Genomic DNA, 21,736 nt, shown 5'->3' with positions numbered 1-21,736 from the left:
CCTCTCGGTTGTGTACTCTCCATTGTCCCGCGGAACCGCCCGAATGGCGCGGATTACAGCAGGATGTCCAGCGTCGTGAAGCCGTAGCCCGCTGACCGCATCTGGGCGATGATGTCCGGCAGGGCGGCGGCATCGAGGGTCGAGCCGTCGTTGGGGTTCGAGCCAACATGCATGAGGACGATCTCCCCGGGCCGCAGCGCCGCCAGGACCCTCTGCGTGACAAACCCGGGGCCGCGCGTGCCGTCCATGGTGCCCTGCCAGCCCAGGGAATCGACGGTCCAGCGGATGGCCGCGTAGCCGTTGGCATTGACGGCAGCGATGGTGCGGGCGGTTCGTGCGCCGGACGGGAAGCGGAAGAGCGGCCGGGGATCGGCGCCGCCGGCTTGGATGGCGGCCTGTGCGTTCGAAAGCTCCGCACCGATCTGCGCATCGCTCTGGGTGGTCATGTCCGCGTGGGTCATGGAGTGGTTGCCGATCCGGTGCCCGGCCGCGACGATCTGAGAGACTTTGGCGGGATTGGCCTGCGCCCATGTGCCCGTGAGGAAGAACGTCGCCGGCACGCGGTTGGCCGCGAGCGTGGACAGGATCGAGGCGAGGCCAGCGTCGTTCGCCCCGGCGTCGAAGGTGAGGGCCACGAGCTTCTGGCTGGTCGCGATCCGCTCAATGTCCAGGCCGCGGAGCCCACTGGGGAGACCGGGTGCCGGCTGCTGGGGCGCGGGCGCGCCGGGCTGAGTGGGCTGAGGGGCCGGGGCTGGCGCATCGCTGGACGGCTGAGGGTTGGACGGCTGAGCGTTGGACGGCAGCTCGCTGGAAGGCTGCTCCGGCCCCTGTAGGGACGATTGGCCAGCGCCTGTCGGAGGCGGGCTCGGGCTGGCCGTCGGTGAGGACGAGCTCGCAGACGGTGAGGGCGAAGCGGTCGGCGACGGGACCGCCGTCGGGCCTCCCGAGGAGCTCAGGAGTGCGATGGCGACGCCCCCGCCTACCAGGGCTACGGCGAGTAACACTCCGACGACGATCGCGATCTGCCGCCTTGCCAGTGCCGCCACGACGAGCCCCTTCCTCACTCATGACGGTACGCGCGGGGAGGCTGGGGGACGAGGGCCTTTGGTCCGGGTCAGGCGCGGATGAGTCCGCGGACGTAGGCGGCCTGGCCTACGTGCTGGGTGGTGTCGTTGAGGATGCTCACCAGCCTTACTGCCGCGGTGACAGGTGGGGACCAGCGGCGATCGACTACCCGGCCCAGATCGCCCTCGTTGAGGCGGCGGATCACCTCGTTGGCGCGCATGTAGACGGCGTCGTGGTAGCCGCGCAGGAGGTCCGGATCCGTGGCGGGGAAGGCCCCGACCTCCTCGCTGGACTGCCCGTAGCCGGTGGCCCACTCGCTGTACGGGAGGCCGAAGCGCTCACGCCACTCGGGCCACAGCTGGCCCGGCGGGACCTCGCGGGTCCGTTCCGCCGGTGCGTCGTTGCCCTCGAGGACATGGGCCAGCGCCGCGAAATGATCGTCCTCGACCCGGGTGAGGTGCCAGACGATCCACGCGATGTGGTTGGCGTGCGGGCCCGGGCGCTGGACGAGTTGGTCGGGGGAGAGGCCGAGCAGCACCTGCTCGACCGCTTCGCGCACGCGCTCGAAGCCCTCCAGGAGGATGTCCACGGCCCAGTTCTGGTCTTGGCTCATGGGGCCACCCTATGCCTGGGCCCTCGGACGCGGGAGACGGGCGGGGCGCGGGTGGATGCCGGGGCGAGTGTCCGTTCCTGCTCGCTTGGGCCGCTCGGGACGGGCGTGGCACGGCGTGTCTAGGCCGACGCGCCGCGCATGGGGTCCCATTGTGAGCGCGAGCGGACGCCCCAGCCGGGGTCATCGGCCCGCGACCCAGAGGTGCCTGCGTCCCATCCGCCAATTGAGCAGGAGATCCTCGACGTCGCGCAGTATTCGTTCCGGGTCCCGCCACACCACCTCCGGCGGGTACCTCAGGGTGACGTAGCCCAGGAGCAGGGCCTCATTCATCCGCCGACGATCCTCGACGAATGCGTCACGAGCGCCGTGGAACGCGTGGCCATCGATCTCGACGATGATGATGCCCTCGATGATGAAATCGACTCGGCCCACATTCGCCACGATGACCTGGGACTCCACGCGCCAGCCACGGGACGCGAAGAGGAGCCGCGCCTCGACCTCCGGTTGCGAATCAGCTGTACCGGTGACTAGTGAGAGCGCGCGGCGTGCCCGGGTGTTCCGGCTCGACGTGAGCATGCGTTCGAGCATGCCCCGATCGACACGCCCAGCTCTGACGGCTGATTCGGCGACACTCACGGCCTCGTGGACCGGGAGGCACCCGAGGGCGTGGAGGACCGTGTCCTCGACTGAGGCAACGGGCAGCGTTTCGTGCCCCGGGAGCCTGATGGTCCGGTGTGCGGTGAAGCCGGTGATCCTTGCATGGACGACGGCCAGGTGCCTTCGCACGGGCCTGTCCCTGATCCACAGGCCGTGCCACTGGGCGGCCGAACCACAGGTGAGCAGGCCGTTGTGGACCAGAGCGAAGTGGAAGTCGGGATTGCTGTCCGGCAGTGCGATCACGCCGCGGACGGGCTTGCTTCCGAACTCGGCAAGGGAGGCCACCTGGCGTTTGGTGATCCCCGCTCGGAGGAGTGTGGCTGTCCGTGCTACTCCGCCGAGGGATCTGAGGTACTCGAGAGGGTCCATGAGTCCATGCCAACGGGCCCTGCCACCGTCTTGCAGGGCGGGGATCCGCTATGTGGAGTACGGGCCGTGTATTGATCCTGTGGAGGGGGAATCGCTGGCTCGGATGCGTGCCGTCGTGCTCGCTGAGACGTTGCGAGAGCGGCGGGTCGCGCACGGCGCGCCGCGCGGGAGCTTATATCTCGGGCCCAAGTGAGCAGGAACGGACGGTGGGTGGCCCCGCAGCCAAGCCCGAGGTGCCACGGCGGACCAGCATCGGCCAGCGCATTTACTTGAAGGATCAACTATCTTGGGCGTATCCTTGATTCATGACCGCAGCCCAGCCCCCAGTCCTGTTCCTCAGCCATGGCGCACCCCCTCTTGCCGACGACACCACGTGGACCCGTGAACTCCACGAGTGGTCGGGCACCTTCGCCAAGCCGAAGGACATCCTCATGATCTCCGCCCACTGGGAGAACGCGCCTGTGACGCTGAGCGCCACCGAGCGCCCTCAGGAGCTGGTCTACGACTTCTGGGGCTTCCCCCAGAAGTACTACCAGGTGCGCTATGACGCGCCACTCGCCCCGGAACTCGCGAACGAGGTCGCCAAGCTGACCTCCCAGCACGGGCACCACGTGGAGCGTGACGAGACCCGAGGCCTCGACCACGGGGCATACGTGCCGCTCAAGGAGCTGTTCCCCGAGACCGATGTGCCGGTGGTGCAGATGTCGATGCCCACGCTCGATCCGCGCGGCCTGTTCGAGCTGGGCCGGAGCCTGGCACCCCTGCGCGACCGCGGTACCCTCATCATCGGCTCGGGCTTCACCACCCACAACCTGCACTGGTTCAACCCGCGCGCGGCCGCGGACGCCACCCCGCCGGCCGCATCCTCGGAGTTCGACAACTGGGCCGAGGAGACGATGGCCCGCGGGGACGTGGACTCGATCCTCGACTTCATCCACAAGGCGCCGGCAGCGCGTGAAGCGCACCCGCGGTCTGAGCACTGGGCGCCGCTCTACGTGGCCCTCGGCGCTGCATCGGAGTCCGGCGGCATCGAAGCGAAGACCGCGATCGAGGGCTTTTGGTTCGGCCTCTCGAAGAGGTCGTGGACGCTCACGTAGCGGCCAGCGCGGGGCCGGGCCTCGGGGCCCCGATAGAGTAGCGGCATGGCTATCATCGGCATCGGCGTGGACGTTGTGGACATTGCCCGCTTCGAACGGCAGCTGGAGCGCACCCCAGGCCTCCGCGAACGGCTCTTCGTCCCTGCTGAGCGGGAGCTCCACGTCCGCTCGCTCGCGGCCCGGTTCGCGGCGAAGGAGGCCGTGGCGAAGGTTCTCGGTGCGCCGGCCGGCATGAACTGGCAGGACTGCTGGATCGGCCTGGGCTCCACGGGCCCTGAGATCCAGGTCAAAGGCACCGTGCTGGCCGTGGCCAAGGAACGCGGCGTCAAGAGCTGGCACCTGAGCATGAGCCACGACGGCGGCATCGCCACGGCGATGGTCGTCGCCGAGGCCTGACCCGCTCCGCGCAACGCCGAGCCGCGGGCGCGGCGCGGTGGCACTGTCGGGAGATTAGGCCAGCTGCTCGGCGGAGTGCTTGGGCCCCTGCTTCGCGAGGATGGACGCGCGGTCGAGAGTGGGAGGCCGAAGCATCGAAGCCTCGGGAATGCGCGGTACCGGGGCCTCTGCGGCGGCCGAATGGGTGGCGGGTGCAGAGGCCGAATGGGTAGCGGGTGCAGCGGCCGAATGAGTGGCGGGTGCCTGAACACTGGCGGCCTGGCCTACCGAGGCGGCGCGAACAACGGGTGCCTGGGCCTCTGGTGCCTGGGCCTCCGCGGCCCGGCTGGCAGGTGGCTCCACGGACGTCGAAGACTTGTCAGCATGCCCCGCGGCCTTGGCGGTCGCGATTCCGAAGACCGCCCCGAACACGCCCACGGCGGCCCAGATGAGCACGGCCACATCGATGGTCCCGTGGGACGCGACCAGCGCGACGGCGACGAAGGCCACGGTCACCAGCGCGGCCGGAACCCAACGAGACTTCACTTTGCCCCCAATGCAGTTCAGGAGCTTTGCCCCACGGAATAAACGCGCCGCCGAGGGCCCGGGTGACCGGGGAGGTGGCAGCTTCAACAGTTTATCGGCATTTGTCTGGCTGGATAGGGCCAAGCGACCACTTCACTAGATCTGTAGGATCCGTGACCCTGGTCGCTCAGTAGACTCGCGTACATGGTCTCTGCGTACACCGGCTCCCAGGTCCGTGCGGCGGAGAGGCCGCTCCTCGACCGCGGCGAGGGCCCTGGGCTCATGGCCCGAGCCGCGCACGGCCTCGCCCTGGCGGTTCTCCGGGACCTCCAGCGCACCGGCGGCGTCTACGGAAGGCGCGTTGCCGCCGTCGTGGGCAAGGGCAACAACGGCGGGGACGCACTGTTCGCGCTCGCGGAGGTCGCGCGCCGCGGGGTGCGCACGACGGCGGTGCTCGCCGGCCGCACGGCCCACGCGGAGGGCCTCGCGGCCTTCATCGCGGCGGGCGGGCGCGTCACGGACGGGCTTGAGCCGGCGGATGTGGTGGTGGACGCCGTGCTCGGCACCGGCTTCTCCGGCGAGTTCCGGCCGCCGCTGCCCCGACCGGCAGGGACAGTCATCGCGTGCGATCTTCCCTCCGGCGTCGATGGGGACACCGGCGCCGCGGGTGCGGCGGTGTGGGCCGCGGATGTGACGGTGACGTTCGGCGCGCTCAAGACGGGGCTTCTCGTGGGGCGTGGGCGGCACCTCGCGGGCAGGGTGGAGGTGGTGGACATCGGGCTCGGCCCGCACCTGCCGGAGCCGGACGTGCGCTCGCTCGACGCAGCCGCCGCGGCCGCCCTGCTGCCCGAGCCGCGCGACGACTGGCACAAGTACTCCCGCGGCGTCCTGGGCCTCGTGGCGGGCTCCGAGGACTACCCAGGGGCCGCCGTGCTGGCCACGGCCGGCGCGCTCGCCACGGGTGTGGGGATGGTCCGGCTCGTGGCACCGGACGCCGTGCGCCGGCTGGTGCTTGCGGCGCATCCGGAGATCGTGGGCTCGGTGGGGCCGCGGGGCCGGGTGCAGGCGTGGGCGGTGGGTCCGGGGATCGCGGATGACGACGGTCAGCGCCGCGCGCTGGCCGTGGCCCTCGGGTCGGGGCTCCCCACTGTGGTGGATGCCTCGGGCCTTGGGGCGCTGGGGGAGTTCCTTGCGGCGGACCCGGGATCGCGGGGACTGGCCGCGGAGCCGCGGCTGGGGGAGGTCCTGTCCCGGCTCGCGGAGGAGGGGACGGTGGCGGGGGAGCACATTGTGCTCACGCCGCACGCGGGGGAGCTCGAGTCGCTCCTGGCTAACTTCGTTTCAGGGTCCGCCGCACCGGACCGCGCCGCGATCGAGGCCCAGCCCCTGCGCTGGGCCCGCGAGGCCGCGCGGCGCATCGGGGTGACCGTGCTGCTCAAGGGGCCGGCGACGGTTGCGGCAGCGCCGGACGGCACCGCCCTCGTCCAAAGTGGAGGGCACCCGTACCTCGCGACCGCTGGCAGTGGCGACACGCTCACGGGCATCCTCGGCTCACTCCTCGCCACCGCTTCTGGGGACGGGGCGCACGACGGCGCGCGGCCGGTTGAGCTGGCTGCGCTCGCTGCGCTGGTCCATCAGCAGGCGGGATGGCTCGCTGCCCACGATGGCCCCTTCGGCGCGGGCGAGCTGGCCCCTGCCGTGCGCGCCGCTGTGGCACGCCTGCGCTAGATTCCCGAAGCCATTGCGCTTGTGGCTCTCATCCGGGGCCGAGCAAGCCCGGGAGCTGCGCCCGCGCCGCGCTGGCCATGCGCTCCCCGCCCGCGGCGTTGGCATGGACACCATCGTCGCTGAGCCCTAGCTGCCACGTCCCGTCTGCCTGGGCAACGGCGCGTGTCACGTCCAGCCACGGCACCTGGTGGCCGTGCGACCAGTCCTCCAGGAGTGCGTTGAGCTGGTTGGTGGCGGCGCCCAATGTGCCCGAGGGAGGGACCGACACGAGGATGGCGCGCACATGCTGGGCAGACACGGCTGTCACGAGCGCCTCGACACCCTGCGCGGCCACCGGCGGGGTCGCGCGCCTTATCAGCAGATCATTGGTCCCGGCCTGAACGAGGACCACGCCGCGTCGAGCTGTCGCTTGGCCCACCCACGCCAGCAGCTCGATCGACGTCCGTCCAGGCTCTGAGGCGAGCACACCGGGGGCCACCCCAGGCACTGCCCCGTTCGCCACGGAGCCCCGGAACCACGAGCCGGGCCAGCCCGAATGGGAGTCCCCGAGCACGCTCACCACTGTCAGGGCCGAAGGAGAGGTATCCGAAGCGGCGGCGGTAGCAGGAGCAGCACCGCCGGAGAGGGCGGCAGCAGCGCTCGGCGCCGGCGCGGCGTCGTGCGTCGCGGGGGCCGAGCAGGCGGTGAGAGCCATCAGGACAGCCGCCAGCAGGGAGGCCGCCCACGGAGCACGGGGTTTCATTCGGGACCGTCAACGCCCTCTTCGTCGATGCGGATCTGGCGGCCCTCGGAGTCGAACAGGGGCTTGGCGGGCGGCTTGCGGCCGGTCTCCTGCTCCCAGATGCCCAGCTGCCGGGTGAGGGCGGCGGCGAGCTCGAATACCTGCTCCGGGGGGATGCGGATGCGGCTCACCACGCGGCCGGGGATGAGCTCGGAAGCCTCTCCCTCCGGCCCCTCGCCGGTCTGTGGCGGCTGGGTGAGCGCCACGAAGTCCAGCACGAACACGTTGGGCGTGTGCCACAGGTTCGCGAAGTCCGCGAAGCGGCCCTCGACGTTTTCTGGTGGAAGGTCGATCTGGAAGACCTTGGGCAGGTCTGGCTCAGTCATGCTCTCCAGTGTGCGGCCTCAGGGAGGGTGTGGCTAACCCACTGCCAAGAAGGCGCGCTGCCGACACCGCGGACGGGGTCAGCGAGCTGCTGCACCGATCGCCGTCATGGGTCCTGAGGTGCATGACGGACGGCGTGCCGACCCAGCCTTCGGGCCCGGAGCGCCTAACTTGGATGGTGACAGTCCAACTGCTGCGAGGAGGCTGGGAACGATGGGCATTCATGTCGTTGCAGCTGCAACTGGCCGGGGCGGTGGGCAAGGCCTCCTGACCTCGGTGATCGACGGCCTTGTAACGCTCGGTGAGGATGTGCAGGTGCTCGGGCCGGCGAGCCCGTCCGGCCTCGTGGACTGGGCGGTGGCGGAAGGCGTCCCGACTCAAGTGACGAACTCCGTCTCGCGCGCAGACTATTCACGAGACCTGCGCCGCTGGCGCCGTGAGCATCCCGAGGGCGTCCTCTGGTGCGACGGCATCCTGCCGGCTCTGGCGACGCTTGGGACCCGCCGTAGGGTTGTCGCCTTCGAGGGCGTGCCATCTGGGTACCTGCGGGCAGCTCAGGCAGCGGCCGCTGTTGGCGCGACGGCCACCATTGTTCCGACCGCGTTCGATGCGGCACGGCTTCCGGGCGCGTCCGTGGTGGCTCCCTCCGTCCCCGATCTCGAGCCCGTCCACGCAGCCCGTGGAAGGGGACCGCTCCGGATCGGGTTCATGGGCGAGATCTCTGAGGCCTCCGGAGTGACGGTGCTCGCGGACGCCGTGAAAAGCTTGGCGCGCTGGGCGCCGGGGCAGTATCGGCTCCGGGTAGCTGGAAAGTCGAGATACTCCGATGCCCGGGAACGCGCCATCATCAGGGGGCGTTTCGCAGCACTTGGCCCGATCGTCCAGCGCGTCGGCGCGATGCCCGCTGACGAGTTCCTCGGTTCCATCGATCTGCTTGTCTGTCCCGCCGTTGGCACCGGCGGCTTCCCCTGGAGCGCGGCAGCTGCGATGGGATCGGGCGTTCCGGTCATCGTGAGCGATACGGGGCCGTTGGTTGACGTGGTGGGATCAGAGCATCCCTGGGTGGCACGGGCAGGAGACACCGAGCACCTGGCCGAAATCCTGGCAGAGGTGGAGACGGCATTACCTGCTAGCGAAACTGTCGACGCGGCGCGCGGGAGGTGGGCGCGCCAGTACTCGCCGGATGCCAGCAAACGAAGCCTCCGAGAACTGCTCGCCCGGCTCGGGCTGCTGCCAGTCGAGGCCCCGGGGGGTGAGGATCGGCTACGGGCCGCGCAGGGGGTTCAGTAGGCGCCGTTTGAGGTGAGGACGTCTGTGCCCAGCGATGCAACAAGTACCAAGATCAAGCCGCGCCGTCCTTCGCCAAGACGGCCCTGAACGTCTTGGCAAGAATGATCAAGTCGCCGACAAGAGACCAGTTGTCTACGTAGTACAAGTCAAGGCGGATGGCCTCTCCGATGTCAGATTAGAGCGGCCGCTTACTTGCCAAAGACCACTCATTCCGGGTTTGACGATGAGGCGACGATGGGCGTAATCCTCATACAGCGCTACTTCGGCCTCCCGCTGGGGGCGGGGTCCCACCAGACTCATGGACCCAAGAAAAACATTGAACAGCTGCGGTAACTCGTCCAGCGAGTAGCGCCGAAGTACGCGACCAACTCCGGTGACTCGGGGATCGTTCACGACCTTGAAGAGGGGCTTGTCCTCCGATCCCTGAGCCTTGAGGAGTTCGCTCAACATTGCGTCCGCATCCGCAGTCATGGACCGGAACTTGTACATCTTGAAAGGGTTTCCGCCTTGGCCAATTCTCACCTGTGAATAGACGATCGGGCCAGGGCTCGATATCCAAACCGCAAAGGCAACGGACAGAAAGAGGGGCGAGGATGCGAGGATAATCATCACCGACCCAGCAATATCGAATACTCTCTTCAGGGTTCCTCGTATGCCATCAAGCTTTGGCGTCGTCACGTGTATCAGGGGAAGGCCCGCGACGGGCTGCGTATGGATCCGCGGACCGGCGACGTCGGTGAGAGCAGGCGCCATGACCATCGAGATGTCTCGCGCCGAGAGTTCCCATCCGAGTTGTCGGAGGGTCTCTGGGCCGATGAGTGCGCCGCCTGAGATCGCTACTGTGTCAGCTCCGCTGAGCAGGACGGCATCAAGAAGGGCATCGAGGGATTGTGCGCTTCCGACTACCGGCAACTCCGTCCCATAAACGCCAATGCCGGAGCCGTGGAACCCTGGGATGAATGCGGCTACAGGAAGGTAGCCCGCTTCAGGCTGACTGGCTAGCTGCCGACAAAGGTGCATGATCGTGTCTTCGGAACCAACGAGGGGGACGCGGGCCAAGTGCTTCCCACTCGCTCGCTGCTGAACGAGGAGCGCCCGGAGGATCCACCGGCCAAACAGTAAGGATACGACTCCGAGAGGAAGTGCTATCGCGACATAGCCGCGCGCGGTGTCAAGCTGGAAGACATAGGAAATGACAGGCACCTCATCGATACGCGGGCGCCCTACGGCACATACAACCTCAGCAACTCGGGGGAGACCGCGAGCTGGGCAGACGTCGCGGCCGAGGTGTTCGCCGTCCTCGGGCGCCATCCCGGCGACGTGGAGCGGGTCAGCACCGCCGAATACTTGAAGGACAAGCCCCACTCGGCGCCCCGGCCGCTTCACTCCACTCTCGACCTCCGGAAGCTCGAGGCGACCGGATTCACGCCGGCTCGGTGGGAGGACAGGCTCCGCATCTACCCGATGGGCCAATGAGCAGTAGGTGCGTCAAGAGCGAGGGTGCATCATGTGCCGGCCTATGGCCGCCCGTTGACGGTCGCAATGAGCACAGGCCTCCAGTCCCCGAACGCGAGGACCGACTGCGTCGCCGGCACGTCACCCTCGCGCAGTACGCCCTGCTCTTTGAAGAAGCGGTGTAGGCGGTGGTGGGCCTGTGACGTGATCCGGATGCCCTGCCCACTCGTGCCGTCGGATCCACGCACCCCGCGCTCCCAGTCGATCATCGTGTACTCCGCGGACGTCCCCATGTCTACGGGCCTCGAGAGGATCACGATGCGCCGGTCCTGAGAGACCGCGCGGACGTTGAACGGATGGCGGCCGGTGTCGAAGAACGTCACCTTGTCGCCCAAGGCGAGGAGCCGATACGTCATCGCGGGCCTCCTGTCCCCGTGGGGTCCCGAGCTAAAGCGTAAGCGCTTGCACGTGCCTCATGGAGCCCCTGAATCGACTCGACCGGACTGTGACGCGGACCGGGGTCAGCGGCATTGCCCAGGAGGGGCCTTCTGCCCGGCCTGCGCCGCGGCCGCGCACAGCTGGGCCCGCGCGTCCTGGGGGATCTGGCCCCAGCCGGCGGTCGTCTGGTTCGGAGGGGTTTGCACCACCGTGTTCGCAGATGCAGGTGGCGGTGCGGGCGCCGATGGTGGGGCTGGCGCAGGTGCCGGCGCGGGCGCCGGTTCTGGGGCTGGCTCGGGTACGGACGATGGCGCTGGCTCCGCGACTGCCGGCACCTCAGGCGGGGAGGGCGGCGGGGGAGATGCCTGCTCGGGGGTGGGCGGCGCGGGCTTGATGTCCGCCGGCTCGGGCAGCGGCATCACCGCGCCCTGTGAGGGGGAGGGACGGCCGACGGCGGGCGGAGGCGTCCCGCTGTTGGCGGACAAGGCGGGTCCGGAGACAGTTCTGGGGGCCCGGGACTCGATCACGAGCGAGACCGCGGAGGCTCCCAACGTCACGAGGGCGATGGAGGCAGCGACGGCGAGCGGCGCCGTCGTGCGTGGTGTTCCGGCGATGATCGCGAGTGGTATTGCTGCGAGAACCACGAGCCCCGTGACCGCCGCAGCCGCGGGGGAGACGAGTACCAGCACGAGCATGAGTGTGGCGACACAGCCAATCGCGAGCCACAGCCACGTCCTGCGCGGTGGCGGCGCGTCGACCTCGGTGAACTCCAGATCCACGAGAGTCTCTCCTCCCCCAAGGGCCTCCACCATCCACGCTAGCCCCGCTGGAGCCAGCGGCCAAGGCTGAGGGACAACGTCCATCTGTGGGACCGTTCAGACGGTTGTCGGTGGCGTCCGCTAGTGTCGCCACATGGACTCGAACACCCAGGGATCCTTCTGGGGCGCCCGGCCGAGCGATTCCGGCACCGACTTTGCCCTCGCAACCGCGCCAGCCGCGGAGCGTGTTGAAGTGTGCCTCGTGGACCACGAGACGAGCGAACAGCACTGCGTGGACCTGATCCGGGCGGAACCAACCGCCGGTGAACAGGCCGTACGGTGGGAGGGCGCGATTGCCGGCGCGCGTCCGGGCCAGCACTACGGGTACAGGGTGCACGGACCCTGGGATCCCGCCCACGGGCTCCGCTTCAACCCCTCGAAACTCCTCCTCGATCCCCACTCCCTAGCGGTCTCGGGACGCAACGAGTGGGGCCAGGAGATGCACGCCTACCGCTTCGGGGAACCCGAGGTCATCGACACTTCCGACTCGCTCGGACACAGCATGCTCTCGGTGGTCGTGGACCACGGCGAGTACGACTGGGAGGGGGATGCGCCGCCGCGCACGCCGTACAACGAGACCGTCATCTACGAAACCCATCTCAAGGGATTGACGCAGCTTCACCCCGAGGTTCCCGAAGCACTCCGGGGGACGTACACGGGCGCCGCACATCCCGCCGTCGTGCGCCACCTCACCGAGCTGGGGGTGACCGCGATCGAGCTCATGCCGGTGCACCAGTTCGTCAACGACTCGACGCTGCTGGACAAGGGCCTGGCGAACTACTGGGGCTACAACACGATCTGCTTCTTCGCGCCGCACTCGTTCTACTCGTCCTCCGGCGACCACGGGCAGCAGATCTACGAGTTCAAGGAGCTCGTCAAGGCCTACCACCGTGCGGGCATCGAGGTGATCCTCGACGTGGTCTACAACCACACCGCGGAGGGCAACCATCTGGGCCCGCAGCTGAGCTACCGCGGAATCGACAACGCCGCGTACTACCACCTCGTCCCCGGTGACGAGTTCCACTACATGGACTACACCGGCACGGGCAATTCGGTGAATGTGGGCCACCCGCTCACCCTCGGTCTCGTACTCGACTCGCTGAGGTACTGGGTCACAGAAATGCACGTTGACGGGTTCCGGTTCGACCTCGCGGCGACGCTCGCCCGCGAGGAAGGGAACGTGGACATGGTCTCGCCGTTCTTCGAGCTCGTCGCGGCGGACCCCGTCCTCTCCCGCGTCAAGCTCATCGCCGAGCCGTGGGATGTGGGCCCCGACGGATACCAAGTGGGCAACTTCCCCCCGCAATGGACCGAGTGGAACGGCAAGTTCCGCGACTGCGTCCGGGACTTCTGGCGCGGGGAGCCCGGCAAGCTCCGGGAACTGTCGATGCGCGTGGCGGGCTCCGCAGACCTCTACGAGGCGGAAGGCCGCAGGCCTAGCGCGTCCATCAACTTCGTCACGGCGCATGACGGCTTCACCCTGCGCGACCTGGTCTCCTACAACGAGAAGCACAACGAGGCGAACGGCGAGGACAACCGGGACGGCACGGACGACAACCGCTCGTGGAACTGCGGCATCGAGGGCCCCACGGACGATCCCACCGTGCTCGAGCTGCGCGCACGCCAGCAGCGCAACCTGCTCCTGACCCTCGTGCTCTCCCAGGGTGTGCCCATGATCTCCCACGGCGACGAGCTCGGACGCACCCAGGGCGGGAACAACAATGGCTACTGCCAGGACAATGACATCACCTGGATCGACTGGGAGAGCGCCGATTCCGCGCTCCTCGACTTCACCCGCCGCCTCCTGGCGCTGCGCAACGCGCACCCGGTGTTCCGCCGCCGGCACTTCTTCGACGGCTGCGCCGTGGACCCCGCCGAAGGCGATCCGCTTCCCGACATCGCCTGGCTCGACGCAGACGGGACGTCCATGGGACCCGAGGACTGGGACCAGGACTGGGCCAAGTCCCTCGCCTTCTTCCTCAACGGCAACGCGGTCCCGGCCGTGGGCAGGCACGGTTCACCGGGGGACTCGGACTTCCTCGTGATCCTCAACGCCGCGGACAACGACGTTGACTACCACGTCCCCGGCGGCCACTTCCCCGAGAAGTGGACCACCACCATCACCACGTGCGCGAGCCACCTTGTGGGAGAGACCGCGGCCGCGAACGAGGTGTTCACGGTTCCGGCTCGCAGCGCCGTGGTGCTTGAGGGGTCACGGGAGGGGTAGGCCGCCAACCCGGGCGTCAGAGGGACATCCTGGCATCACATAGACTCGCTAGGATGCCCACACGGCCCTCCACGGGCCGCACAGCAAGGAGCTGACACATGGAGAAGGACATCTGGCCCGGCACGGCCTACCCCCTCGGCGCCACCTTCGACGGCACCGGCACGAACTTCGCGATCTTCAGCGAGGCCGCCGAGTCGGTGGAACTCTGCCTGTTCGACGCGGACCGGAACGAGGAGCGCGTCACGCTGACCGAGGTGGACGGGTTCGTGTGGCACTGCTACCTCCCCAACGTCCAGCCCGGCCAGCTCTATGGCTACCGCGTCCACGGTACCTACGACCCCGCCACGGGGCAGCGCTGCAACCCGAACAAGCTGCTGCTGGACCCCTACGCCAAGGCCGTCATGGGCCAGCCCGACTGGGCCCAGCCGCTCTTCTCCTACACCTTCGGCGACCTAGACAGCCGCAACGACGAGGACTCAGCGCCGCACATGATGCTCGGCGTGGTCACGAGCCCCTTCTTCGACTGGCAGGGTGACGCCCCGCTGGGCGTCCCGTACCACCGCACCGTGGTCTACGAGGCGCACGTCAAGGGCCTCACCGAGCGGCACCCCGAGGTGCCCGACGAGCTGCGGGGAACGTACGCGGGCGTGGCCCACCCCGCCGTCGTGAATCACCTCACCAAGCTTGGCGTCACCGCCCTCGAGCTCATGCCCGTCCACCAGTTCGTGGACGACAGCACGCTGCAGGACAAGGGCCTGCACAACTACTGGGGCTACAACACGATCGGGTTCTTCGCCCCGCACGCCGGCTACTCCTCGAGCGGGGACACCGGCCAACAGGTCCAGGAGTTCAAAGCCATGGTCCGCACGCTCCACCGGGCGGGCATCGAGGTGATCCTCGACGTGGTCTACAACCACACGGCCGAGGGGAACCACCTGGGCCCCACCCTGTCCTTCAGGGGCATCGACAACGGCGCCTACTACCGCATGGTGGAGGACGACCCGCAGTACTACATGGACTACACGGGCACGGGGAACTCCCTCAACGTCCGCCACCCCCACGCGCTGCAGCTCATCATGGACTCGCTACGCTACTGGGTCACCGAGATGCACGTGGACGGGTTCAGGTTCGACCTCGCCGCGACCCTGGCCCGCGAGTTCTACGACGTGGACAAGCTCTCGAGCTTCTTCGAACTCATCCAGCAGGACCCGGTAGTCTCCCAGGTCAAGCTCATCGCAGAGCCGTGGGACGTGGGTCCCGGGGGCTACCAGGTGGGCAACTTCCCTCCGCAGTGGACCGAGTGGAACGGCATGTACCGCGACACCGTGCGCGACTTCTGGCGCGGCGAGCCCTCATCCCTCGGTGAGTTCGCCTCCCGCCTGACCGGCTCCGCGGATCTCTACCAGCACAACGGCCGCCGCCCGGTCGCGTCCATCAACTTCGTCACCGCCCACGACGGCTTCACGCTGCGCGACCTCGTCTCCTACAACGAGAAGCACAATGACGCCAACGGCGAGGACAACAACGACGGCGAGAGCCACAACCGCTCGTGGAACTGCGGCGCCGAGGGCCCCACTGACGATCCGGCGGTCCTCGAGCTGCGCGCGCGCCAGCAGCGCAACTTCATCGCCACCCTCCTGCTCTCCCAGGGCGTGCCCATGATCGCCCACGGCGACGAGCTGGGCCGCACCCAGCAGGGCAACAACAACGTGTACTGCCAGGACAACGAGCTCTCCTGGATCGACTGGCAGAGCGCGGACCTCCCGCTGGTCGAGTTCACCGCCGCCGTGACCCGGCTTCGCGCCGAGCACCCCACCTTCCGGCGCAGCCGCTTCTTCGACGGCCGGCCCGCCCCCCGAGGCGAGGGGCAGCCGCTGCCGGACATCGAGTGGATTCGAGCTGACGGCGAGCCCATGGTCCCCGAGGACTGGGACATCGCCCTGGGCCGCAGCGTGGGAGTGTTCCTCAACGGCCACGGCATCCGCGGCCGGGACATGTACGGGCGCCCCATCACGGACGCCCACTTCCTGATGTACTTCAACGCCGACGACTCCGATGTGGACTTCCACCTCCCCGGCGAGGACTATGCGCCCGGGTGGGACATGCTCCTGGACACCTCCGGGCAGGCCGCGGGAGAGATCGAGATCAAGGCCGAGGCCGTGCTGACGGTGGCAGCCAAGAGCATGGCCGTGCTCCGGGCCCACGAGCCGGTGGCGGAAGAAGTGGACCACTCGGTCGCCGCGTCCTTGGCCGCCCAGGCCAGCTCCAGCACCACGAACCAGCCGTCCTCGAGCCTCGCCGGGAAGTAGTCCCGCCGCGAGAAGGAGCCCTGTGAAGACCCCCGCCTCGACCTACCGCCTGCAGATCCGCCCCGAGTTCACGCTGGACGACGGCGCGGCGCTCGTGCCGTACCTGTCCTCCCTCGGCGTCGACTGGCTCTACCTCTCGCCCCTGCTGGAATCGGTGGGCTCCTCGGAGCACGGCTACGACGTCTCGGGCCCGGCCCGCGTGGATCGGGAGCGAGGGGGCCGGGAGGGCCTCGCGGCGCTCGCGGCCGCGGCCCGCGGGGCCGGGATGGGCGTGCTCGTGGACATCGTGCCGAACCACCTCGGCGTGGCGGTGCCTGAGGAGAACCCGTGGTGGTGGTCCCTCCTGCGGGAGGGGCGCGCCTCGCGCTACGCCGAGGCGTTCGACGTGGACTGGGACGCTGGCGGTGGCAAGGTGCTGATCCCGACCCTCGGCTCACAGGAAGACCTCGGGCTGCTGCGCGTCGAGGGGACGCGGCTGCGCTACTACGAGCACTCCTACCCCCTGGCGGCCGGCTCGTGGAGCGTAGGGGACACCCCCCAGGAGGTCCACGACCGGCAGCACTACCGCCTCATACCCTGGCGCGAGGCAGACACGCGGCTGAACTACCGCCGGTTCTTCGCCGTCAACACCCTCGCCGGGGTCCGGGTGGAAGTCCCCTGGGTCTTCGACCAGAGCCACGCCGAGGTGCGACGCTGGATCGAGGAAGGGCTCGTGGACGGCCTCCGGATCGACCACCCGGATGGGCTCTTCGACCCGGCGGAGTACCTCGAGCGGCTCCGCGAGCTCTCCTCGGGTGCCTACACGCTCGTGGAGAAGATCCTCGAACCAGGCGAGAGCCTCCCCGAGGACTTCGAGTGCGAGGGCACCACGGGGTACGACGCGCTCGGCCTCGTGGACCGAGTGCTCGTGGACCCCGCCGGTGAGGAGCCGCTCACGGCGCTCGACACGCGACTCCGCGGGGAGCCTGCCGACTATGCCGCCATGATCCACGAGACCAAGCGCTGGATGGCCGACGGCCTCCTCCGCGCCGAAATCCTCCGGCTCGCCCGCCTCGCGGCCGCGCCCGCCGGCGATCCTGACGAGGCAGCTCCGGAGTCAGCGCCCGTTGCCGAACTCGCGGACGCCCTCGCGGAGATCGCCGCGCACTTCCCGGTCTACCGCACCTACCTCGCCCCTGGGCGCGCTGGCGACGACGGGGCGGCCCACCACGATCTGGCCGTCCTGGTGCGCGCATGCCGGGAGGCCGGCGCCATGCGCCCCGACCTCCAGGACACCATTGAGCAGATCGCGCCACGGCTCGCCGATCCGGGGGAGGAGCTGTGCCGCCGCTTCCAGCAGACCACCGGGATGATCATGGCCAAGGCCGTCGAGGACACCGCGTTCTACCGGTACACCCGCCTCGGAACGCTCACAGAAGTCGGTGGCGACCCCACGGTGTTCGCGGTGAGCCCGGGGGAATTCCACGAGGCCCTTGCCGAGCGCGAACGGCGCCAGCCGCACTCGATGACCTCACTCACCACACACGACACGAAGCGCAGCGAGGACACGCGCGCCCGCATCACCGTTCTCTCCGAGCTCGCCGACGAATGGACCAAGGTCCTTCTCCAGCTGCTCGAGGCGGCGGCGCCGGCCGAGGGCCCACGGGTTGACGGCCCCCTTGCGAATCTGCTGTGGCAGGCGATCCTCGGCGCCTGGCCGGCGGACAGGGACCGCCTCGTGGGATACGCCGAGAAGGCAGCGCGCGAGGCCGGGGTCCACACCCTCTGGACGGCTCAGGACACCGCGTTCGAGGACGCCGTCCGCGCGCTCGTCGACGCCGCCGTGGACCCCCACAGCGAGGCGCACCAGATCATGACGGCGTTCGCGGACCGGGTGGCCTCGTTCGGCGCCTCGAACGCGCTCTCGGCGAAGGTCCTCCAGCTCGCCATGCCCGGCGTCCCTGACGTGTACCAGGGCACCGAGTTCTGGGACCGGTCGCTGTGCGATCCGGACAACCGGCGCGATGTGGACTTCGCCGCCCGCGCCGAGGCGCTCGCTGCGCTCGATGCCGGCGCCCCGATCCGTGGCCCCCTCTCGGAGGAGGCCAAGCTCCTTGTCGTCTCGCGCACGCTGCGGCTGCGCCGAGACCGCCCCGAGCTGTTCACCGGCTACGCGCCGATCGAGGCTTCGGGTGCCGCTGCGGCACATCTGATCGGGTTCCGGCGCGGCGAGCGCGGCGCCGCGGTGCTCGCGACCCGGCTTCCCGTGGGGCTCGAACGCTCCGGCGGCTGGGGCACGACGACGGTCCGGCTTGCCCGCCCGGTCCGGGACGCGTTCACCGGGCAGACGTTCGATGCGGGCGAGGCGGCCGTGGGCGAGGTACTCGCCTCGCTGCCGGTAGCACTGCTCGTTCCAGAGGAGGCGTCATGATGCACCAGGATCCCAGGCCCGAAGGCAGCGTCTGGGCACCGATCCCCTCGCGCGTCGAGCTCGTGCTCGGCACGGGGCCGGAAGCCGAGACCCTACCGCTCGAGGAGGCCGACGGCGGGTGGTGGATGCCGCCGTCGTCCGAGGCCGCCCGCGTGGCAGGTGCCCTCGCTGCGGGGGAGCGGTACGGCTACGTCCTGGACGGCGAAGGGCCGTTCCCCGACCCGCGGTCCCCCCGCCAGCCGGACGGCGTCCACGCGCTCTCCGCGGGCTTCGACCCGGACCGCCATGCGTGGGCCGACGGCGACTGGACCGGCCGCGACCTCGCTGGCTCGGTCATCTACGAGCTGCACGTGGGCACCTTCACGAGCCAAGGGACCTTCGACGCCGCGGCGGAGCGGCTGCCGTACCTCGCGGACCTCGGCGTGGGCTTCGTCGAGCTCCTGCCGGTCAACGCCTTCAACGGGCCGCACAACTGGGGCTACGACGGGGTCCTGTGGTACGCGGTGCACGAGGGCTATGGCGGCCCGGCGGCCTACCAGCGCTTCGTGGACGCCGCCCATGCGGCCGGGATCGGCGTGATCCAGGACGTGGTCTACAACCACCTCGGGCCAAGCGGGAACTACCTGCCACTCTTCGGGCCGTACCTCCTCCCCGGGGCGGCGACCGGGTGGGGCGACGCCGTCAACCTCGACGGCCCGGGCTCCGACGAGGTCCGTGCGCTCATCCTCGACAACGCCCGCATGTGGCTTCAGGACTACCACGTGGACGGCCTCCGGCTCGACGCCGTCCACGCCTTCCAGGACCACAGGGCCCTGACGCTGCTCGAGGAGCTCCAGCTCATGGCCGAGGACGTGGAGCACGGGAGCGGCCGCCGCACGTTCCTCGTCGCCGAGTCCGACCTCAACGATCCGCGCATCGTGTCCCCGCGCCGGGCAGGCGGCTATGGGCTCGCCGGCCAGTGGAATGACGACGTCCACCACGCGATCCACGTGGCCCTGACCGGGGAGGCGGAGGGCTACTACGCCGACTTCGCCGACCCGGACGCGCTCGCCAAGGTGATGCTCGGCGGGTACTTCCACGACGGCACCTACTCGAGTTTCCGAGGCAGGCACCACGGCCGCCCGCTCGACCCGGAGCGCGTCAGGCCGACCCAGCTCGTGGTGTCGAGCCAGAACCACGATCAGGTGGGCAACCGCGCGGTCGGCGACCGGCCGAGCGCCGTCCTCGGGTGGGACGGGCTCGCGGTCGCAGCCGTCCTGACCCTGGCCTCGCCGTTCACGCCAATGCTGTTCATGGGGGAGGAGTACGGCGCCACGACCCCGTGGCAGTTCTTCACCTCGCACCCGGAGCCCGAGCTTGCCGAGGCAACGCGCAAGGGCCGCCTCGCCGAGTTCGAGCGGATGGGCTGGGACCCCGCCCTGGTGCCAGACCCGCAGGATCCCGAGACCCGGCTCCGCTCGATCCTGGACTGGTCTGAGGCGGAAACGCACGACGGCGCCCGCCTCCTCGCGCTGTACCGGCGGCTCATCCGGGTGCGCGCCGAGCAGCCTGGCCTGTGGTCGGGCCGACTGGACGAAACCGAGGTGCTCGCCGGCGGCGTCGAGGGCACTGGTGAGGGCGCCGGCTCACGCTGGATCACATGGCGGCGCCCCGGGGCGATCGTCTGCGTGGGCCTCGGGCCCGGCCCCGTCGAGGTCCCGCTGCCCACAGGGTTCGGCGGACGGGCCCTGGCCGCCACAGACCCGGGGTGCACGGTGGTTGGCAACGCCTCCGGTGAGGCCGTGCTGCTGCCGGGAGTGGCCGCCGTCGTGCTTAGTGCCTAACGGCTTAGTGCCTAACGTGCTCCCTCGCGTCACGGCATTGTATGGCCAGCACCGGCATTTGGGAAGAGCCCGCGACGTCCGATTTGGCCAGCCCAGCGAAATCGCCGAAGAATGCAGAAACCGCCCGATGATTGCCCCGCTGGTGTGGCGCGTAAACATCGCCGCGCGATCTCCGCGGCCCGGGGGTGTGGGCCTTGCGCCGAGCGCCCCCGGGCTGGTTGTGTAGATGACTCGTGGGGCCGAATTAGCGGCCCCAGCCCTCAAGAAAGCGGGGCGCTCGACAGCCGAAACTGATTGACCTGAAGGAGACAACACCCATGGTCACACGTGAAGACATCGAGACCCTCGGCCGTGCCAAGGGAAACATCCTGGGACAGGGCGGCGAGAAGATCGGCGGGCTCGGAGAGCTGTACGTCGACGACGAGACCGACAACCCCACGTGGGTGACGGTCAAGACCGGGCTCTTCGGCACGAAGGAGTCGTTCGTCCCCCTCGAGGGAGCGAACCGGCAGGGCGAAGATCTCGTGGTCCCGTACACGAAGGACCAGGTCAAGGACGCGCCACGGGTCGATCCGGACGGGCACCTCGAGCCCGACGAGGAGGACCGGCTCTACACGCACTACGGCCGCACTGCCCGCAGCGGAATCGCGGATGGGAACGGGCGGGGCACCCGCCACACCGGCGACGAGACGGCCGTCGAGGGTGATACCGGGCGGACCGACAGGCGGACCACCGGCCATGACACCTCGGGGCCCAACACGGACGACGCGATGACCCGTTCGGAGGAGCGGCTCAACGTCGGCACCGAGCGGGAGGAAGTCGGGCGTGCCCGGCTCCGCAAGTACGTCACCACGGAAAACGTGCAGAAGACCGTGCCGGTCCAGCGCGAAGAGGTCCGTGTGGAGCGCGAGCCCATCACGGAGCAGAATCGCGGTGCTGCCATGGGCGGGGCCGACCTCTCGGAGGAGGAGCACGAGGTCACCCTCCACGAGGAGCGTCCCGTGGTGGACAAGGAGACCGTCCCGGTGGAGCGGGTCAAGCTCGGGACCGAGACCCGAACCGGTGAAAAGACCGTGAACGAGGACGTCTCGAAGGAGCACATCGAGACCGAGGGATTCGACGAGGGCCGCAAGAAGCCCTGACCGTCTGGCTCCCTCGATGAAGAAGGGGCGTGGGCACGGCGAACACCGCCTGCCCGCGCCCCTTCCCCGTGTCTGGGCTCGGCCTCAGCCCGTGACGAAGAACGATTGGCTCGCGCCGATGACCAATCGGCCCTGGACGGGCACGGGCCCGCCGAACCGGCTCGCCTCAAGGGTGCACGCGGCACCCCCCTCCAAAGCCTCAGCCACGCTCTGCGCGAGCGCGGGAGCATCCGTTCCCTCGACGTCGTAGAGGATCCCGTCGATGGTGATTCGGGCCATGTCTCAAGTTC

19 protein-coding genes and 1 pseudogene are annotated in these 21,736 nt (G+C 69.3%); 10 read left to right on the top strand and 10 right to left on the bottom strand.

Features of this window, described 5'->3' with window-relative positions; all coding sequences use genetic code 11:
• Positions 1 to 53: 53 nt before the first annotated feature.
• The 3 genes from LF262_RS04890 to LF262_RS04880 form a co-directional block, all read right to left on the bottom strand.
• Positions 54 to 1,046: a polysaccharide deacetylase family protein gene (locus tag LF262_RS04890; protein ID WP_235779109.1), complete on the bottom strand. Its 993-nt coding sequence runs from the start codon at positions 1,044 to 1,046 to the stop codon at positions 54 to 56.
• 68 nt (positions 1,047 to 1,114) lie between these two features.
• Entirely contained in the window at positions 1,115 to 1,678 is a 564-nt protein-coding gene (locus LF262_RS04885) for a mycothiol transferase (protein ID WP_235779108.1), read from the bottom strand.
• Between the two features lie 180 nt (positions 1,679 to 1,858).
• On the bottom strand, positions 1,859 to 2,704 hold the full coding sequence (locus tag LF262_RS04880) for a hypothetical protein (RefSeq protein ID WP_235779107.1): 846 nt from the start codon (positions 2,702 to 2,704) through the stop codon (positions 1,859 to 1,861).
• Between the two features lie 305 nt (positions 2,705 to 3,009).
• Between LF262_RS04880 and LF262_RS04875 the strand changes: the two genes are divergently transcribed.
• Both LF262_RS04875 and LF262_RS04870 read left to right on the top strand, forming a co-directional pair.
• Positions 3,010 to 3,801: a dioxygenase family protein gene (locus LF262_RS04875; RefSeq protein WP_235779106.1), complete on the top strand. Its 792-nt coding sequence runs from the start codon at positions 3,010 to 3,012 to the stop codon at positions 3,799 to 3,801.
• A gap of 45 nt (positions 3,802 to 3,846) precedes the next feature.
• Complete coding sequence (locus LF262_RS04870) at positions 3,847 to 4,197, top strand: holo-ACP synthase (protein ID WP_235779105.1); 351 nt, start codon at positions 3,847 to 3,849, stop codon at positions 4,195 to 4,197.
• Between the two features lie 54 nt (positions 4,198 to 4,251).
• Here the strand turns inward: LF262_RS04870 and LF262_RS04865 are convergent, their stop codons facing one another.
• Complete coding sequence (locus LF262_RS04865) at positions 4,252 to 4,722, bottom strand: hypothetical protein (RefSeq protein WP_235779104.1); 471 nt, start codon at positions 4,720 to 4,722, stop codon at positions 4,252 to 4,254.
• A gap of 183 nt (positions 4,723 to 4,905) precedes the next feature.
• Here LF262_RS04865 and LF262_RS04860 point away from each other — a divergent pair, with 183 nt between their 5' ends.
• Positions 4,906 to 6,429 (top strand): bifunctional ADP-dependent NAD(P)H-hydrate dehydratase/NAD(P)H-hydrate epimerase, encoded by a 1,524-nt coding sequence (locus LF262_RS04860; protein ID WP_235779103.1) that lies wholly within the window; start codon positions 4,906 to 4,908, stop codon positions 6,427 to 6,429.
• 28 nt (positions 6,430 to 6,457) lie between these two features.
• On the opposite strand, the gene LF262_RS04855 is transcribed toward LF262_RS04860, so the two are convergent.
• On the bottom strand, positions 6,458 to 7,123 hold the full coding sequence (locus tag LF262_RS04855; RefSeq protein WP_235779102.1) for an SGNH/GDSL hydrolase family protein: 666 nt from the start codon (positions 7,121 to 7,123) through the stop codon (positions 6,458 to 6,460).
• A gap of 44 nt (positions 7,124 to 7,167) precedes the next feature.
• Positions 7,168 to 7,536, bottom strand: a complete 369-nt coding sequence (locus LF262_RS04850) for a DUF3467 domain-containing protein (protein WP_235779101.1) — start codon at positions 7,534 to 7,536, stop codon at positions 7,168 to 7,170.
• 211 nt (positions 7,537 to 7,747) lie between these two features.
• Between LF262_RS04850 and LF262_RS04845 the strand changes: the two genes are divergently transcribed.
• On the top strand, positions 7,748 to 8,824 hold the full coding sequence (locus tag LF262_RS04845; protein WP_235779100.1) for a glycosyltransferase: 1,077 nt from the start codon (positions 7,748 to 7,750) through the stop codon (positions 8,822 to 8,824).
• A 52-nt stretch (positions 8,825 to 8,876) separates the two neighbouring features.
• Here the strand turns inward: LF262_RS04845 and LF262_RS04840 are convergent.
• Positions 8,877 to 10,135 (bottom strand): annotated as a pseudogene (locus tag LF262_RS04840) (sugar transferase).
• On the opposite strand from LF262_RS04840, the gene LF262_RS04835 reads away from it, so the two are divergent.
• Positions 10,031 to 10,300: a sugar nucleotide-binding protein gene (locus LF262_RS04835; protein ID WP_235779310.1), complete on the top strand. Its 270-nt coding sequence runs from the start codon at positions 10,031 to 10,033 to the stop codon at positions 10,298 to 10,300. The pseudogene LF262_RS04840 and the gene LF262_RS04835 sit on opposite strands and share 105 nt — an antisense overlap.
• A gap of 41 nt (positions 10,301 to 10,341) precedes the next feature.
• Here the strand turns inward: LF262_RS04835 and LF262_RS04830 are convergent, their stop codons facing one another.
• A complete protein-coding gene (locus tag LF262_RS04830; protein ID WP_235779099.1) occupies positions 10,342 to 10,695 on the bottom strand; it encodes a hypothetical protein in 354 nt (117 codons plus the stop codon).
• Between the two features lie 105 nt (positions 10,696 to 10,800).
• Positions 10,801 to 11,496: a hypothetical protein gene (locus LF262_RS04825; RefSeq protein WP_235779098.1), complete on the bottom strand. Its 696-nt coding sequence runs from the start codon at positions 11,494 to 11,496 to the stop codon at positions 10,801 to 10,803.
• Between the two features lie 133 nt (positions 11,497 to 11,629).
• On the opposite strand from LF262_RS04825, the gene glgX (LF262_RS04820) reads away from it, so the two are divergent.
• From glgX (LF262_RS04820) to LF262_RS04800, 5 genes are all read left to right on the top strand, one after another.
• Entirely contained in the window at positions 11,630 to 13,762 is a 2,133-nt protein-coding gene (gene glgX, locus LF262_RS04820; RefSeq protein WP_235779097.1) for a glycogen debranching protein GlgX, read from the top strand.
• A 98-nt stretch (positions 13,763 to 13,860) separates the two neighbouring features.
• The gene (glgX, locus tag LF262_RS04815) at positions 13,861 to 16,071 is read left to right on the top strand and encodes a glycogen debranching protein GlgX (protein WP_235779096.1); all 2,211 of its coding nucleotides are present in this window, start codon (positions 13,861 to 13,863) and stop codon (positions 16,069 to 16,071) included.
• A 22-nt stretch (positions 16,072 to 16,093) separates the two neighbouring features.
• Entirely contained in the window at positions 16,094 to 18,481 is a 2,388-nt protein-coding gene (gene treY / locus LF262_RS04810; RefSeq protein ID WP_235779095.1) for a malto-oligosyltrehalose synthase, read from the top strand.
• Positions 18,478 to 20,304 (top strand): malto-oligosyltrehalose trehalohydrolase, encoded by a 1,827-nt coding sequence (gene treZ / locus LF262_RS04805; protein ID WP_235779094.1) that lies wholly within the window; start codon positions 18,478 to 18,480, stop codon positions 20,302 to 20,304. Before treY ends, treZ begins: the two co-directional genes overlap by 4 nt.
• A 317-nt stretch (positions 20,305 to 20,621) precedes the next feature.
• Positions 20,622 to 21,446, top strand: a complete 825-nt coding sequence (locus tag LF262_RS04800) for a YsnF/AvaK domain-containing protein (RefSeq protein WP_235779093.1) — start codon at positions 20,622 to 20,624, stop codon at positions 21,444 to 21,446.
• Positions 21,447 to 21,530: 84 nt separating this feature from the next.
• Here the strand turns inward: LF262_RS04800 and LF262_RS04795 are convergent, their stop codons facing one another.
• Entirely contained in the window at positions 21,531 to 21,725 is a 195-nt protein-coding gene (locus tag LF262_RS04795; RefSeq protein ID WP_235779092.1) for a hypothetical protein, read from the bottom strand.
• Between the last annotated feature and the right edge of the window lie 11 nt (positions 21,726 to 21,736).

Origin of the sequence: Sinomonas notoginsengisoli, from assembly GCF_021554725.1 — a bacterium.
Lineage (GTDB): Bacteria > Actinomycetota > Actinomycetes > Actinomycetales > Micrococcaceae > Sinomonas > Sinomonas notoginsengisoli.
This window is presented reverse-complemented; position numbering and strand designations above follow the sequence as displayed.